The following is a 16,457-nucleotide window of genomic DNA, read 5'->3' on the forward strand; positions in this document are numbered from 1 at the left end:
GCTAAATCAGCATCGGGATCAGCGACAGCAGATAGAGCAGTAGCCCGATCGCGCCGCCGACCAGCGTGCCGTTAATGCGGATGCGCTGCAAGTCGCGGCCGATATTCAGCTCCACCTGGTGCGACATATCGGCCGCGTCCCAGCTTTTGACCGTGTCGCTGATATGGCGGCTGAGGAAGTCGGAGAACTCCGGCGCCACGCCCGCCGCCGCCTCTTCCAGATGCTGATTCAGCGAGCCGCGCAGGGTGGCATCCTGCATCAGGGTGTCGCCGAACCACTGCCCGGCGGCGCTGACTTTCGCATGCAGTCGGGAGTCCTCACGGCTGAGATCCTCCTTCAGCCAGCCGCGCAGATCGCCCCACAGCTGAGCGATATAGCCGTTCAGCGCCTCGTCCTCTTTCAGATAGCGCTTCACCTCTTCGGCCTTCTGCGCCATCTCCGGATCGGTTTTCAGCCGCACGATCAGCCGCTGCACCGCGCGGTTAAAGCCCTGGCGCAGCGCGTGGGTGGGATCGTTTTCGATCTCGTTGAGAATCGACTGCACCGCGCTGGCCGCCAGATCGGCGCTCTTTTCCCCCAGCCACTCGCTGGGCAGCACTTTTTCCTTCAGCGGATGCTCGCGCTTCAGCCAGCGCACCACCTGCAGGGCGATAAATTCGTGGGTGCCGGGGCGGTTGATCAGCTGTAACACCTGGGCGAGAGCGTCATCCAGCAGCTGCTGGTGGCGGTTATTTTTGGTCAGGCTTTCCAGGATTAGCGCCGACGACTGGCTGAGATCCACCTTGTCGATCGCCTTATGAATCGCCTGGCGCATAAACTGCTGAATCCGCCGATCGTCGGCCAGATCGAGGAAGCCGCGCACCAGCTTGAGCAGATAGCCGCTGAGCCGCGCGGCGTTTTCCGCTTTGCTCAGCCATTCGGCCACGATCCGTGCCGGATCGTGGCGGCGGATCAGTTCCAGCAGCGATCCGGTATTGAGGAATTTATCCTGCACGAACAGCGCAAGATTATCGGCGATACGATCCTTGTTGCGCGGAATGATCGCCGTGTGGCGGCCGACCAGCGGGATCGGCACCCGGCGGAACAGCGCGCTGACCGCGAACCAGTCCGCCAGCGCGCCCACCATCGACGCCTCGGCCACCGCCTTCAGCCCGCTCACCCACAGGCTCGGCGGGTAGTACAGCGGCCAGATCAGCGTGGCGATAAACAGCAGCGCCGCACCGCCCAGTAACAGCAGCGGCAGGCGCTTTGCCTGCCTCAGTTCACGTTCTTTATCCATAAGCTCCTTACTTCTTCCTGCCACCCATAATACTGCCCAGCACGCCGCGAATAATCTGGTTGGTGATCTGCCGTGCGGCGCTTTTCGCCACGCTCTGTACCACGCCATCGCGCTTGCCGCCGCGCGGCCCGGTGCTGCCGAACAGAATATCCTTCAGCCCGCCGAGAATACCGTCATCCACCGCTACGCTGTTGCCTTTGGCCGGCGGGGCGCTGGCCCTATCGCTGGCCTCCTGCGCGCCCTGCTGCAGTTTTTCCCACGCCGATTCTCGGTCCAGCACCTCATCATACTTGCCGGAGAGCGGCGAGTGATTGATCAGACCGTTGCGTTCATCGTCGGTGACCGGGCCCATCCGCGATCCGGGGGCAATCACCATCGCACGCTGCACCATCGACGGGCTGCCTTTCTCATCAAGGAACGAGATCAGCGCTTCTCCGGTACCCAGCTCCTGAATGGCGGTGACGGTATCGAAGGCGGGGTTGGCGCGCATGGTGTCCGCCGCGGCCTTAACCGCTTTCTGATCCTTCGGCGTAAAGGCGCGCAGGGCGTGCTGCACGCGGTTACCGAGCTGGCCGAGCACCATATCGGGGATGTCCGCCGGGTTCTGCGACACAAACCACACGCCAACGCCCTTCGAACGGATCAGGCGGATCACCTGCTCAATTTTATCCAGCAGCACCTGGGGCGCGTCGCTGAACAGCAGGTGCGCCTCATCGAAGAAGAACACCAGCTTCGGCTTATCGAGATCGCCCGCTTCCGGCAGCTGCTCGTAAAGTTCGGACAGCAGCCACAGCAGGGTGGTGGCGTACAGCTTGGGCATCTGATAGAGCTTTTCAGCGGCTAAAATATTGATGATGCCGCGCCCGGCATCGTCGGTGCGCATCCAGTCGCGGATATCCAGCATCGGCTCGCCGAAGAAGTATTCCGCCCCCTGCTGCTCCAGCGCCAGCAGCCCGCGCTGGATGGCCCCGACCGAGGCGCTGTTGATATTGCCGTACTGGCTCTGGAAGGCTTTGGCGTTCTCGCCGATGTACTGGGTCATCGCCCGCAGATCTTTAAAATCGAGCAGCAGCAGCCCCTGATCATCGGCCACGCGGAAGATGATTTGCAGCACGCCGCTCTGCACTTCGTTAAGGTTCAGCAGCCGTGCCAGCAGCAGCGGGCCGAGATCGCTGACCGTGGCCCGCACCGGATGGCCGCGCTCGCCGAAGATATCCCACAGCACCGCCGGATTGCTCTGCGGCTCCCAGTCGGTGACGCCGATTTTAGCCAGCCGCGCGCTGAGCTTCTCGGAGCTGACGCCTTCTTTCGCTACCCCGGTCAGGTCGCCCTTCACGTCCGCTAAAAACACCGGCACGCCGATGGCGGAGAAGCTTTCGGCAATTTTTTGCAGCGTGACGGTTTTCCCTGTGCCGGTTGCGCCGGTGATCAGCCCGTGGCGGTTGGCAAAGGCGGGCAGCAGATGCAGCAGTTGTTCAGGGGTTCGGGCAATCAGCAGCGGCTCGGTCATAGTCAGGTATCCATCTGGTTGAAAGGCGGGTGATTATCCTTCAAGCATAGCAGGCAGCCCCCGGCAGGAGTAAAGCAAGTCCGTGCAGACGTTTTCACTGCCGCAACACGCGTAGACTTATGTAAATCCAGATTATCAATCGTAATGCATCCAATAGCACAAATTACCATAGGCATAAAATGATAAGCGGACTAATGATCGGGGCTGGTTTATTCATCTGATAAGGGTAACGCTATGTCAATTAATGGAAAAGTGGTCCTGGTAACCGGCGCGGGTCAGGGGATTGGTCGTGGAATTGCATTACGACTGGCACGCGACGGGGCAGATATTGCACTGGTAGACCTGAACGACGACAAAATTAAGCTGGTGGCCGAAGAGGTGAAAGCGCTGGGCCGCCGCGCGATCACTATCAAAGCCGATATCAGCGTGCGCGAAGAGGTTTTCTCGGCGGTGAATGAGGCGGAAAAACAGCTTGGCGGCTTTGACGTGATCGTCAATAACGCCGGGATCAGCCAGACCAAAAACCTGCTTTCCGTCACCCAGCAGGAAGTGGAAAAGATCTTCCAGATCAACGTGCAGGGTACGCTGTGGGGTATCCAGGCGGCGGCCAGCAAGTTCAAAGAGCGCAAGCAGAAGGGCAAAATTATCAACGCCTCTTCCATTGCCGGTCATGAAGGCTTTGCGCTGCTCGGCATCTACTCCGCCACCAAATTCAGCGTGCGCGCGCTGACCCAGGCGGCGGCGAAAGAGCTGGCGGCGTTCGGCATCACCGTTAACGCCTACTGCCCGGGCGTGGTTGGCACCGATATGTGGGTGGAGATCGACAAACGCATGTCCGAAGAGACCGGCGCGCCGCTGGGTGCCACCTACGATAAATATGTTTCCGGCATCGCCCTTGGCCGCGCTGAAACCCCGGACGACGTGGCGGCGTTTGTCTCTTACCTGGCAGGCCCGGATTCTGACTATATGACCGGCCAGGCACCACTGATCGACGGCGGTTTGGTATTCCGTTAATCCTCCCTTAACCGTCGGCAACTTTATCTTTGCGATGGGGTTGCCAGCCGTCCGCCTCTCTCAGTAAGTTAGAAGGCTAACTATGAGGGAGGTGAATGATGGATGCAGCGGTATTATCGGTAGTCTCAATTGGTGCAGCGCTTGGGCTGGGTGCGATGAGCCCCGGCCCGAGCTTTATTCTGGTGGCGCGGACCGCCGTGGCGTCATCACGCCGTGCGGGCATTGGTGCCGCATTAGGGATGGGGGCGGGGAGCTTCCTGTTTGCCATTATCGCTCTCGCCGGGCTGCACACGCTGCTGAGCGCGGTGCCGACCCTGTGGCTGGTGCTGAAAACTGCCGGTGGCCTCTACCTGCTGTGGATGGCGTATAAAATGTTCCGCGGCGCGCGTCAGCCCCTGGCGCTGGATCTGCCGGGCAGCAACGGTAAAACCGCCCGCCGGGCCTTCCTCACCGCGCTGACCACTCAGCTGAGCAACCCCAAAACCGCCGTGGTATTCAGCGGCGTGTTTGCCGCACTGCTGCCGCAGCAGGTTTCCTTCAGCATGTATCTGGCGATCCCGCTGGTGGCGATGATGGTCGACGGGCTGTGGTATCTGTTTGTGGCCTTCGCGCTGTCGTCACGCGGCCCGCGCAATACCTATCTGCGCTTTAAAGCCCCGCTCGACCGCCTGGGCGGTGGGGTGATGGCGCTGCTCGGTATCCGGCTGATTGTGAAGTGATGGTGCTGCCCGGTATACGGCTGACAGTGAAGTGATGGTGCTTCCCGGTATACGGCTGACAGTGAAGTGATGGTGCTGTCCGATATACGGCTGACAGTGAAGTGATGGTGCTGCCCGGTATACGGCTGACAGTGAAGTGATGGTGCTGTCCGATATACGGCTGACAGTGAAGTGATGGTGCTGCCCGGTATACGGCTGACAGTGATGTAATGGCGCTGTTCGGGATCCGACAGATTGTGAAGTCATGGCATTGCCCAGAATCCGGTTGATTATGTCGTGATGGATGGCGGAGAGGAGGTTAGTTTTCGCCTCTCCGCCAAGATTCAACCCAGCGCGCGCACGATAAATCCGCTGACGCGGCGCAGCACCTCATCCTGATTGGTCTCATTAAAAATCTCATGCTGCGCACCGCTGTACAGCTCGCGGTCAAAATCACTGCCGCGCAGCTTATTCAGCGTCTGCTGGCTCTCATTCGGCAGCACCAGCTTATCTCCCTCACCGTGCAGCCACAGCGTTGGCAGGCTGCCGAAACCTGGCCCGTGATGAATGGTGCTCAGCATGTCGCACATCGCCCCCAGCGTGGCACGCTTAAACGGCCCGTGCCACACCAGCGGATCGGCCTGATATTTCGCGCCGACCTCGGGATCGCGCGACAGAGTGCGGATATCCAGCGGCGTATCGGGAATGTCTGCCAACCCGAACATATCGCTAATCTGCGTGTGCTCGCCCAGCAGCGGACCGGAGAGCACCAGCGCACGTACCTCATCGGCGAAGCGCTGCACGTAACGGGTGGCGATCATCCCGCCCATCGAGTGGCCGATAATCACCAGCGGCAGATCGGGGAACTGCTGACGCACCGAGGCCACCGCCAGGTGCACATCGTCCACCACCGCTTCGTAATCCTCAATCAGCACGCGCTCGCCCTGCGACAGCCCGTGGCCGAGATGATCCGGGCCAAATACGTAGCCACCCAGATGGTTCAGCCGTTCGGCAACGTGATGATAGCGGGCCAGATGCTCGCCGTAGCCGTGAACCAGCAGCACCAGAAAACGCGGCTGCGGCACCGGCCAGTGATGCAGCGCGATATCGCCCAGATGACCAGAAATATGACTTAATCGGTAATCAGACATGATGTTGACCTTATTATTTTTAGCCAGGGTAATCATCCTGAAGGCTGTAACTGCGGCTGTCTTTGACAATTAATGCCGGATGCGATCGCCAGCCATAAAAAAGGGCCGCATCGCGCAGCCCTGAAAAAAGCGGGGAGGGGACAGCCTCACCGCCATAATAAGCGTGGTTCATTAAGAGAGAAACTTCCACCCCTGCTTCAACACTAAATCGCAGGCCTTGGTTTTTACCTGCTTGCCGAGCTGCGTTTCGCCCAGTGATTTAAGGTTCACCTGCTGATTGTTGCCGGTGTTCAGTAGCCCCAACAGACCCTGCTGATAGTCGGTGGACTGCTGCTGCTTTTGCGTATCCTGCAGGCCCAGCTTGCCGAGCAGCTGCTCCTTCATGGAGGAGACGTTGTTATCCACCAAATTGTTCTTCATGCAGTACTGCAACACACCGGCGGCGTTGGTCATGGTGCCTGCGCTCAGCGACTGGCTGCCGCCGTTCAACAGCCCGGCCAGCGCCCCCAGCGAGGTGCCGTTCTGCGCGGTGGTATCTTTAGCGGTACCGCTGCCGCTCTCTGAACTCTGCCCCAGCGCATTAGCGGCGGAGCTTAACTGATCCTGCCAGCTGGTGGCACCGGCTGCTGCGGAGAAAAGGGCGCCGGAAAGGGAAAGCGCCATTACCAGGTGGGTAACTTTCATCATGATTGTGCCTTGTTAACGTTCTGTCATCTGACTGGCCGCATGCAAATAGCCGTGCGGTAATTGACTGTTCCGACTGCCAAAACGCGGCCGAGTTCCGTAAGCGCAACGGCAGCCGCAGTTAATGGCTAAGGATTGAGAGTAATCTGGGGCGGGTGAGGGGGATTCAGAATAGAGGACGATTAACCGCTGAACGATTGAGGCCTGATATGGCGCGGGATGCCTGCACGCCCGGGGACGATTAAACCGGGAATTCTTGCCGGGCTTCGCTGGATTTTTCAGCACTTGGTAACGATGGGTAAGGAATTGAGTTGCGTAAACAGGGGGTAACGGTATAATCGCCAACGTTTTCCGCATACCCTTCAGTGCCGAAGTGGCGAAATCGGTAGACGCAGTTGATTCAAAATCAACCGCCGCGAGGCGTGCCGGTTCGATTCCGGCCTTCGGCACCAAAAGCATGTAAATGGACCTCAACTGAGGTCTTTTTTTATGTCTAAAATCCAGTATTTATCTATCTTTCCCGCTATATTAACTCTCTCAAGGTCAACCGACATCAATGTACATCTACCAACAGATGTTGGTACAGATGATGGTATTTCCGGTTCGATAATGCTTGTACCAACAGGGAGGGGATAAGCATGGCTCTAACAGATATCAAAGTCAGAACAGCCAAGCCAATGGATAAGCAATACAAACTGACCGATGGCAGCGGTATGCACCTGCTTGTCCATCCAAATGGTTCTAAGTACTGGCGTTTGCAGTACCGTTATGACGGCAAGCAAAAGATGCTGGCACTTGGGGTTTACCCTGAAATCACACTGGCGGATGCCAGAGCACGTCGTGACGAAGCGCGTAAGCTGCTAGCGAATGGCGTCGATCCGGGAGACAAAAAGAAAAATGATAAGGTTGAACAGAGTAAAGCACGAACCTTTAAAGAGGTAGCGATCGAGTGGCATGGCACCAATAAAAAGTGGTCTGAAGATCACGCCCATCGTGTGCTAAAAAGCCTGGAAGATAATCTCTTCGCAGAGCTCGGGGAGCGTAATATCACGGAATTAAAGACTCGCGATTTATTAGCACCTATTAAAGCCGTGGAGATGTCTGGACGTCTTGAGGTTGCTGCCCGTCTTCAACAGCGAACCACAGCAATCATGCGTTATGCTGTGCAGAGTGGATTGATTGATTATAACCCCGCTCAGGAGATGGCTGGGGCAGTTGCTTCTGGAAACAGGCAACATCGTCCGGCACTGGAGTTAAAGCGCATCCCTGAGTTACTTGAGAAAATAGATGGCTATACCGGCAGGCCGCTAACCTGCTGGGCAACAGAACTTACTTTGCTTATCTTTATTCGCTCCAGTGAGCTGCGTTTTGCTCGCTGGTCAGAGATAGATTTTAAAACGTCAATGTGGACAATCCCGCCGGAACGAGGAGCCTATTCCTGGAGTGAAACATTCTCATCGCGGTTCAAAAATGCGCACACCGCATCTGGTTCCGCTTTCTAAGCAGGCATTGGCGATCCTGAAACAGATAAAACAGTTTTGTGGGGAGCACGAGCTGATTTTCATTGGCGATCACGACCCGCGTAAACCCATGAGTGAAAACACGGTTAACAGTGCCCTACGGGTTATGGGTTACGACACTAAAGCTGAGGTTTGCGGTCACGGCTTTCGTACAATGGCCTGTAGTTCGTTAATTGAGTCAGGGCTATGGTCGAAGGATGCGGTTGAAAGGCAGATGAGCCATATGGAACGCAATTCGGTGCGGGCGGCGTATATCCATAAAGCGGAACATCTGGATGAGCGCAAGTTGATGTTGCAGTGGTGGGCTGATTTTCTGGATGCGAACCGGGAGAAAGGGATTACGCCGTTTGACTATGCGAAGATCAACCGGGGAGCAGGTCACAGGAGGAACATATCAAAAACAGGCAGATACACAATTTAAATTACAGTCTCTTTCATCGATTTTTGTCCATTATGATGACACTCTATATTCGTATTGAAATCACAGTAATACAGTGCATTTTTTAGTAATATTTAACCTATTGATTATTTCAAGGAATAATGACCGTTGAAATTTGCACAAGCTCTCAGCATTCTCTCAAAGTCTTCACCGTATGCGGTCAGTACCGAGAGAGAGCACTATCAAGATCACCTCGTTGGATTCAAGAGATACATATACATCACGACAGATATAGAAGCGGATTTTAAAAAAGCACTCCTATCTGCTAAGTCCAATCAAGTCATCTTCCTATGCGGAAGTAGTGGTGATGGCAAGTCTGAGATCTTGACGCAGTACAGCCAAAAGCACAAAGTGACTCATGACTTCCATTTGGATGCGACTCACAGCTTCAATCCAAGCCAGACAGCCATTCAAGCTCTTGATCAAAGATTCACCCAGTTCAAGCAAAGTCATAAACCACTTGTTGTGGGTATTAACGTTGGTATGCTCGGCAATTATGCAGAAGAAGGTTCCAAAGAGCATAGCGACATCAAAAAGGTGCTCAGAGACTTTCTCTCTCGTAAGCGATCAGCAATTCCAAAGCAGTACGTATTCTTGGATTTTGAAGACTATCCAAAATTCACCTTCAATGCTGAGGGCTGTGCATCAGACTTTGCAGAAAAATTTCTAAAAAGATTGACAGCACAAACGCTTGAGAATCCTTTCTATGCGCTTTATGACAAAGAGCTCAAATCTCTAGGTCATACTCGCCTGACGGCAAACTATGCGCTGCTGAGTCGCCCTTCAGTTCAGGAATCTCTGATCGGCTTATTACTCAAAGCCCGTCTTATCAAAGATCAGTTCCTCACGGCCCGAGCGTTACTGGATTTCATTTTCCAGTTGCTCGCGGCGGATGGCTACTTGTTCGACAACTTGTTTGCAGGCAGTGATAACGAGCTGTTATCCCGTATACAGGGTTTTGACCCAAGTAATCTGCACACGCGCACTGTCGATGAGTTTGTGCTTCAGCATGAGCTGGGCATTGAAGATGAGCGTTTCAATGCGTTTAGATCTAAAATTAACGAGCTTGGTTTTTACGAGGTAACCAAAGCAACGTCTTTTCTTCGCCTTTTCTATTTGCTTCGGGGTGACAAAGAGCTCAGCAATGAGTTTGTAACGCCTATCCAAAACGAGTTCACAAACAATCTGGTAGAAACCTATGCATCTGTCTGGATGCGACATCGTGATTTCGATGGTTCAGGAAAGATGCGCAAACTGCTTGGCAGTTTCTACAAAGAAACGCTGATCGCAGCGCTTCACCGCTATTGTAATCGTCATGCCCCAACACTCGACAAAGACGAGTATTTAGTTTCTGAGCTTAATGGCTACAAAACGGCGGTGTCTCTTGAAGTTAAGGCCGATTTTTCAGCAATACAAAACAGTACACTCGAAAAAATAGGCACCTTCAATGTGTATCTGAAAGTCGATGAACAATCGCTTAAGCCAATGCCAATTAGCGTCAAACTACTTGAGCTTTTGGTCAAGATTGGGCTGGGGTATCGCCCTAACAAGCACGACAAAAATGCTGTTTTGTTACTTGATGAAGCATTGGAACAGATGCTGACAGTAGCTAAGCAAAAAGAGACCTTTTTTATTCTCAAGGGTGATAAGCGCTACAAAATCGTGAAAGAAGAAAGTGACTATTTTGAAGTGAGTGGTATGCACTAATGACGACCGATAATTTCACATTACCGATAAAGGCCGGTTTGCCACAAACGGTAGCTGATAAGTTCCAAAATAAGAATACGTTGAGCAGTTACATTCCCATTCGTACGCAAGGCAATGATTTTGACTGGTCATCAGTCGTGGGCTTAGTCCTGCGTGGATTACTTTGTAAAAAAATAGAAAAGTACAATTACCAAGATTTTACTGCGGATTGCAAAAAAAACTTACAAAACAAATTGGGTGAAGAGGAATTTTGGAGTGTACTTGAAGATATGTATTTCACTAATGAAAATATATTCTCGGTAACCCCTGAGTTTCTGTTGTTTAAGAGCCAGAAGAGTCAAGATAACAAGTACACGCGCGACATGCGAATGGCATCCTTGTTTATTAACTTACTTCAAGGACAGCAAATTGAACGATTTGAATCTAACTTGAACTTCCTCGAAGAGGAGTTTCTTAAAACGCTTTTAGACAAAACAAAGTCAGATCGTGACAAGGACTTCCAAGTGACCGAGTCACCATATTTGCCCTATATAGCAGAGGCGTTTAAACGTGACCTCGAGTTTTTAACTGGTTATCCGAAATACCTGTTGGATGAGTTCGAGCGTTTCTTGGCATTCTATGGCTTTGCTTACACGGCTCAATTAAGCCTATCGTTGTCGGATTGGAAAACAGGTGAAGCCCCAACCGCGAAACCGCTGTATTTCATCATGGATCATGAGCGCGCCAGCAGTGAACGTATCCATATCAAAAAGCACGGTTACAAGCTTTTTAGCGAATCGTCTTTCAAGCTGTTTCCCTTCCTCTCTATGCTGGAAAATCTTCAACCAAACCCAGAAAAATTAAAAAAACCTTTGTGGCAATTGGCAAAGGATATTAAGAGTTCAGAGCGGAGTGATCTAGCTGGGTATATTGAAAATTACGCAAAAATGTTTCGCCACAACAGAAAACTTGAAACAGCAATACCTGAAAAAGCAGAAACCGCAATTGATTGGTTGGAATATGCTTTGAAGCTTGCTGAAGAACAGTTCAGAGACCCTAAAACCGACCGTCCGGGGACTATCAAAAAATATATTAAAGCGGTTGAAGAAAACATGGCTACTGGCTTCGTGCAAGCTCGTGGTCGCTCTGGTCGGGTGTTAGTACTCACTCAAGACCACATTATTTTGCTTACTAACCTGGTGGTGGGTAAGGAAGAAAAGCTTCGCTTCCATGAGCTGGTAATTGGCTTACAGCAAAGGGGGATTTTTGTTGATAAGCAGACAGAACAAGAGCTTATTAAGTTCTATGAGCGAATTGGCAACGTTGAACGCATGAGTGATAGTGGAGATGCAGTGTATGTGCGCAAAACAATTTGAATCGTTTCTGGTTGAGCAGTTTTTACTGCACGCGAAAGGAAACATCCGCGCAGGCTATCGCTACCAGTTTAACTCTCCTGACCATGCTAATAGTCAGCGACTTTTCGATGCGCTCTTAGCGCGAAAAGGAGGAGAGAGCGAAGCTCGCAATGGTGTAGCGCTGAGCTATTTAGACCTAGAAGACTGCAAAGTGGTGCCAGTGCTTCATAGCGAAGATGCTTGTGAAACGGGCTTTACCGAAAACTACATCTCTAATTTGCGTGACGAAATAGCAAGCCAGGAAGGTCCGTTGAAGGGCTGTGCACTGGTGGTGATTCACAATAGTCGCCTAGATACTCTCATCAACTCGGCGGAAGATCTTGGCCAGTCTGGCCAGGTGTGGAGTCCAGGGAAAATCAAATTCGCTCTTAGTGGCTTTATTGAGCAATCTGACAAATCTCGAGACGTTTCGCTTTGCCTTTTGGACGACCAATTTGACGCGATTTTGGAAGATGGTGCGACCATGTTCGGTTTCGAGTCTTTATACAAGGCAGTTGAGGATGGCGAGCTGTGTTTCAGCGAGCTAGGCATGTTTGAGGATCCTTTTGTTGCTGAGTTATCGGGCAATAAAAAACAGATCAAACAGCGCCTAGAAGAAAACCGTACTCTTTACCAAGAGTTGTCGTTTGAAGTAGAGCATTTTGGTCAGCAACTCGAAGAAAGGCTGAAAGGCTTTAGTAGTAGGTTTATCAAAGAACATTTTTCTGACGATGGTTGGAAAGATGTGGAGTTTGAAACTTATCGAGAAGAGATCAAAAGGAATAAGATTCAGAACCTTAAGCATGAAGGTGAAGACGAGACCAATAATGCGCAAGTGATTGGTCGCTACCCAAAAGAAACTAAAGCAGGATTGCGTGACCGTCACTTGATTATTGCACTGGAAGAAGGGCAAAGTGAGTTTGAACTTAAACTGAGCTTTTCTGGCATCAGCGATTTAAGAAAAGAGCAGTTTAAAGTCTCGCCAGCGAATGCACTTGGCAAACAAGAAGTCATCAGCACGCGCCTAACTAGTAAAGGGGCAAACGCTACTCTAGCAGCTAGTTATGCCAATGAGCCTTTGTTTTTCACGCTAGCATTGAAGCGTGACAATACCTCTGAACACCATAACTTCCGTTGCTTGGTTGTCAGAAAAGGCGAGTTTCACCTCGAGGCATTCAAAAACATTTTCGCCGTTGAGCCTTCAAAAAAACGCCTTACCTTGAAAACGGTAGACAACAGCTTGGTTATTAACCCGGCGCTAACTGCAAACCGAAGCCTAGATGATGTCGGTGAAGTGGTTGACTGCGCAGAATTTGGTGTTGTCTATTTTGAATCTTTGGCCAACGAGTCAGAAGAAATCAGCTTTGTGGTGAAATCAGGTGATAATTCCCTGACATTTTATATTGAGGGTGAACAGGTAGAAAGCAGCCTGTCCTTCCCATTGCTGCTTAACCAATCTCGCTTCCACAAATTGTTTGACGATCACGTGTTTGGCGAGCTTTATCCGAGTAAAGACGTTGTCGCGATCGATCATAGTGAATTTCGCGTCATGGAGCCGCGCATTAGCCTACTTCGTTGGGAAGAGTGTTTCGTTCAGCAAAAGCAAGTCTACCTAGCGGAATCCAACAGCATGGCGTTGGAACAGTTAAGGTCTATTGATGACGGTCTTCACTCAGCATACCAAGCACTGTTTGACTATCTAGCGAGCCGACGAACAACTATTTCGTTGGTTTCGTGGGGGCCTATATTTACGGCACTCGTGAAAGCGACCGTGGATGCATTCCTTGATTATTTCAACGCGATCCCAACTGGTGGCATGCTTACCAAAGAGCAAAAGCTTGTGATGCAAATCGGTTTGGTTCGCGAGAATGGTGAAGAATATTACTCGCCATTCCACCCAATGGTGTTGGCTTACTACTTAAATCTTTGTAATGAAATGCAAAAAGATGACAGCTTTGCTGACTTGCCAACTGTCACGTTCAATCGCTTGGGGCCAAGTGGACTGCTTCCGTATGTCTATCATCTCAAGCATGGGTTTGCCTACAACCAGCAAGTAACAGAAAACGGGTTTTGGGTTAAAAGTGTCCCTCACCAGAAAAGTTGTCTGAAGTTCGTTCGCAAGCTGGTTAAAGAAAAGATCAACGAGTTCCAAAAAGCGTTTCGCCACTTGTTTACCGGCTCAGAGAAGAGTGTGTTGGTGAATGCCGTGAATCAAGATCGTGCAGAAGAGTTATTCCTCGGTTTGGTTGACTATGTAAAAGATAACCTCGATAAAGCGGCATCAATTCATGTCAACCTCTACGATGATGAGCTGGTTTTCAATGCATTTGACCAGTTTGCAGAAACGTTCAATTACGAAAAATTAAAGTCTTGGTTGGAATTGGACCGAGAGAAAGTGCGAGAAAATGCCGACACCATTATCGATATTCTGCGAACCCGGCTAACTTACAGCAAGTTTACCAATGCTCAAAGTGAACGCGAAGGGCAAGCCTACTCGCACCTGTCTTTTTTCAGAAACAACGACAACGTGAAGTTAACGACCTTGAGCGTTGACGACATGCCTAGTGGTATTGCGTGTGATGGCCTGCTGACGGGCGACGCTTCTAAAAGTGATGAAGGCTCATACTTCACTGCATTTGGTTTGCAAAACGTTCAATATAGTAACCAACCACACTTGGAAATAGCGAAGTATGTTGGCTCGTTAATAGAACCAGCATTTAAGCCCAGCACACAATACACGGGGGCCAATGCTCCTGCTCTTGCGGTCAGTGAAGACTTTAAATCTCTGCTAGCGCGCTCTTATGACAGCTCGATTTGGACCACCATCATCGACCCGAAAGTGACGCTAGACTTCTTCCACGCCAATCAATGTATCGTGCTTATTCATTATTCTGATCAGTACACCAGCTCAGCCAGCTACGATGCGATAACCGTGACGGCACAGCGTGGTTTGTTCGAAAGGGTGGTTGCACAAAGTGGCGGCAAGCAGATTAACGAGTTCAATGCCTTCAATGGTGATTGGCTACTGAAGATGTTGACTTGCAACGACACCATTCGCAAAGAGCGAACTGGCATTATCGGCGCCTATAAATTTGCGACGTGTCTGGTGCACCAATCTGATATCACCTGGGTTCCGCTCTCAGTTGGTGAAATGATCCGCGTGTCGGGTAACATCGGCCTGAAAATGACCGACAGTGACTTCTCACGCAATGTGCAGAGATATAAAAAAGGCGCGATTTCAGATGATATACTGCTGGTGGGCTTTAAAGAGGGTAACCTTTATTTGCTTCCTGTCGAAGTGAAAACAGGCTCCACGCCAGACTACAAAAAAGCAGTACAGCAAGCGAATGAGCTTCGCCGCTATCTAACAGAGCTTTTGAGCGACGAGACACTGGCGTCGAAGCTATACCGAGGCTTGTTTATCCGCCAAGTGTTGATGCAAATCGACAAATACCGTCTGTACAACGTATTCAGCAATGACTATTTCGAAGCCCTGCTGGCAGAGAAAGAAGAGTGGCTACGCGGTAACTACGCGATTGCGGAGCTTGAGAACTATCCAGCAGGTCTAGTGGTTAGCCACCTTGAAAGCGGAAGCTGTTTCGAACCTGGCTATAACATGCAGGATGGCGTGTTGAAGGTTGACCTTCCTATGTCTTTGCTGCCTTCACTGGTGCAACACCCGCTTCAAGTATTAATGAACGAAAAGGACATCGCACAGATCTGCCATGTGCCGGCGGAGTATATGTTGGTGGGGCAGACAGCTTTGAAAAAAAGAGAGTCGCTCGTTCCATTAGACGTTGTGGTCGATAAGCCAGAGGATTTAAAACCGAACCTCCAAACAGAGGAGCCGTCAAAGTTAGCTGCAGAGCCAACCCCAGATTATGCGAGTGAATGCCGAGTTGAAATTGGTCAGAATACGCTTACCGGCGAAAAAGTTTTCTGGGAGTACGGGCACAAGGATTTAGCAAACCGTCACCTGATCATTTTTGGTAGCTCAGGGCAGGGTAAGACCTACTGTATACAAGGTTTGTTGATGAGCTTGGCCGATGCTCAAATTCGGTCGCTGGTGATTGATTATACAAACGGATTCTTGCCGAATCACCTTGAGCCGGAGTTTATTGAACGAACAAATCCTAAATCCAATATTCTTTGTAATGAGCCATTTGGTATGTCGCCATTTAGAGCTCAAAAGCAAGATTTTGGCGGGATTTTTCTCGAAGAGAAGCCTCATATGGTGGCTGGAAGGGTAGCCTCTGTTTTTAACAAGGTATATTCGACAATTGGCGAGCGCCAGATCGCAGTGCTCAATGAAGTGATTGAGTCTGGTGTCCAACGATATGGTAGTGCTTATAGCTTACAGAATATGTTGGATGACCTAAACGAGGAAGAAACTGCAGGACCAGCACTTGCAAGCAAGCTGGCTCCTCTTGTTAAGTCTAACTTGTTTTCATCTGACAGTGATAAAAGTTGGAATGATGTGTTTGAGAGTGAACATCACCGCTCAACAATTATGCAACTTGCGTCGCTTAACCACGATATTTCAATGCTTTGTACTGAGTTTTTACTTTGGGATCTATACTCCTACGCATGTAGTTACGGTAGTAAGGAAAAACCGATTCCTATTGTATTGGATGAAGTGCAGAACCTCGATCATCGCCTGGAGAGCCCATTGGGCAAAATGTTAACGGAAGGACGCAAGTTTGGGGTATCCCTAATTCTGGCGACTCAAACGCTAAGTATGCTGCGTAAAGATGAGCAAGATCGTTTATTCCAGGCGTGTCACAAGCTGATTTTTGCACCAGCAAAAACAGAGACAAAGACGTACGCGAAAATTCTTGAACTGAGCATGCCAGGTACAAAGCAGGCTGAGTGGGAAAAGCAACTAGGAGACCTATCCAAAGGACAGTGTTTATCAGTTGGCTACCATTTGGATAACGGTCAGTTGAAGATGAGTGTTAAGAAAGTGAAGGTTTCCTCCATGTTATCCCGCCTGAACAATTCTAAGGGTTGAGCCTGGTAGGTCTATGGATCTTAGCTTTCTGAAAAATTTAGTTAATTTCGTGCTGGCGGCGAGGGGACTAA

At 50.9% G+C, this 16,457-nt stretch carries 9 protein-coding genes, 1 tRNA gene and 1 pseudogene; 7 read left to right on the forward strand and 4 right to left on the reverse strand.

The features are described from left to right. Position 1: 1 nt before the first annotated feature. A complete protein-coding gene (locus tag JOE09_RS17020) occupies positions 2-1,279 on the reverse strand; it encodes a DUF445 domain-containing protein (protein ID WP_205066579.1) in 1,278 nt (425 codons plus the stop codon). A 7-nt stretch (positions 1,280-1,286) separates the two neighbouring features. Further along, positions 1,287-2,789, reverse strand: a complete 1,503-nt coding sequence (locus JOE09_RS17025) for a helicase HerA-like C-terminal domain-containing protein (protein WP_200546588.1) — start codon at positions 2,787-2,789, stop codon at positions 1,287-1,289. A 234-nt stretch (positions 2,790-3,023) separates the two neighbouring features. Between JOE09_RS17025 and JOE09_RS17030 the strand changes: the two genes are divergently transcribed. Further along, on the forward strand, positions 3,024-3,803 hold the full coding sequence (locus tag JOE09_RS17030; protein WP_205066580.1) for an acetoin reductase: 780 nt from the start codon (positions 3,024-3,026) through the stop codon (positions 3,801-3,803). Positions 3,804-3,901: 98 nt separating this feature from the next. After that, complete coding sequence (locus tag JOE09_RS17035) at positions 3,902-4,522, forward strand: LysE family translocator (RefSeq protein WP_205066797.1); 621 nt, start codon at positions 3,902-3,904, stop codon at positions 4,520-4,522. Between the two features lie 323 nt (positions 4,523-4,845). On the opposite strand, the gene JOE09_RS17040 is transcribed toward JOE09_RS17035, so the two are convergent. Then, on the reverse strand, positions 4,846-5,652 hold the full coding sequence (locus tag JOE09_RS17040; protein WP_205066581.1) for an alpha/beta hydrolase: 807 nt from the start codon (positions 5,650-5,652) through the stop codon (positions 4,846-4,848). Between the two features lie 171 nt (positions 5,653-5,823). Further along, positions 5,824-6,339 carry a YjjA family protein gene (locus tag JOE09_RS17045; protein ID WP_200546590.1) on the reverse strand — a complete coding sequence of 172 codons (516 nt, stop codon included), beginning with the start codon at positions 6,337-6,339 and terminating at the stop codon, positions 5,824-5,826. Positions 6,340-6,703: 364 nt separating this feature from the next. Here JOE09_RS17045 and JOE09_RS17050 point away from each other — a divergent pair. From JOE09_RS17050 to dptH, 5 genes and pseudogenes are all read left to right on the forward strand, one after another. Beyond that, positions 6,704-6,788, forward strand: a tRNA-Leu gene (locus JOE09_RS17050). Positions 6,789-6,974: 186 nt separating this feature from the next. Next, a pseudogene (locus JOE09_RS17055) lies at positions 6,975-8,277 on the forward strand (tyrosine-type recombinase/integrase). Positions 8,278-8,403: 126 nt separating this feature from the next. After that, on the forward strand, positions 8,404-10,002 hold the full coding sequence (gene dptF, locus JOE09_RS17060; protein ID WP_205066582.1) for a DNA phosphorothioation-dependent restriction protein DptF: 1,599 nt from the start codon (positions 8,404-8,406) through the stop codon (positions 10,000-10,002). After that, positions 10,002-11,357: a DNA phosphorothioation-dependent restriction protein DptG gene (dptG, locus tag JOE09_RS17065; protein WP_205066583.1), complete on the forward strand. Its 1,356-nt coding sequence runs from the start codon at positions 10,002-10,004 to the stop codon at positions 11,355-11,357. The genes dptF and dptG overlap by 1 nt, the downstream gene beginning before the upstream one ends. Next, positions 11,338-16,386 (forward strand): DNA phosphorothioation-dependent restriction protein DptH, encoded by a 5,049-nt coding sequence (gene dptH / locus JOE09_RS17070; RefSeq protein ID WP_205066584.1) that lies wholly within the window; start codon positions 11,338-11,340, stop codon positions 16,384-16,386. The genes dptG and dptH overlap by 20 nt, the downstream gene beginning before the upstream one ends. The last annotated feature ends 71 nt before the right edge of the window (positions 16,387-16,457 follow it).

This window comes from Pantoea coffeiphila (genome assembly GCF_016909495.1).
In the GTDB taxonomy this organism is placed as follows: Bacteria; Pseudomonadota; Gammaproteobacteria; order Enterobacterales; family Enterobacteriaceae; genus Erwinia; species Erwinia coffeiphila.

Coding starts and splice junctions, on each gene's coding strand:
- JOE09_RS17020 (WP_205066579.1), bottom strand. CDS start 1,279: ATGGATAAAGAACGTGAACTGAGGCAGGCAAAGCGCCTGCCGCTGCTG.
- JOE09_RS17025 (WP_200546588.1), bottom strand. CDS start 2,789: ATGACCGAGCCGCTGCTGATTGCCCGAACCCCTGAACAACTGCTGCAT.
- JOE09_RS17030 (WP_205066580.1), top strand. CDS start 3,024: ATGTCAATTAATGGAAAAGTGGTCCTGGTAACCGGCGCGGGTCAGGGG.
- JOE09_RS17035 (WP_205066797.1), top strand. CDS start 3,902: ATGGATGCAGCGGTATTATCGGTAGTCTCAATTGGTGCAGCGCTTGGG.
- JOE09_RS17040 (WP_205066581.1), bottom strand. CDS start 5,652: ATGTCTGATTACCGATTAAGTCATATTTCTGGTCATCTGGGCGATATC.
- JOE09_RS17045 (WP_200546590.1), bottom strand. CDS start 6,339: ATGATGAAAGTTACCCACCTGGTAATGGCGCTTTCCCTTTCCGGCGCC.
- dptG (WP_205066583.1), top strand. CDS start 10,002: ATGACGACCGATAATTTCACATTACCGATAAAGGCCGGTTTGCCACAA.
- dptH (WP_205066584.1), top strand. CDS start 11,338: ATGTGCGCAAAACAATTTGAATCGTTTCTGGTTGAGCAGTTTTTACTG.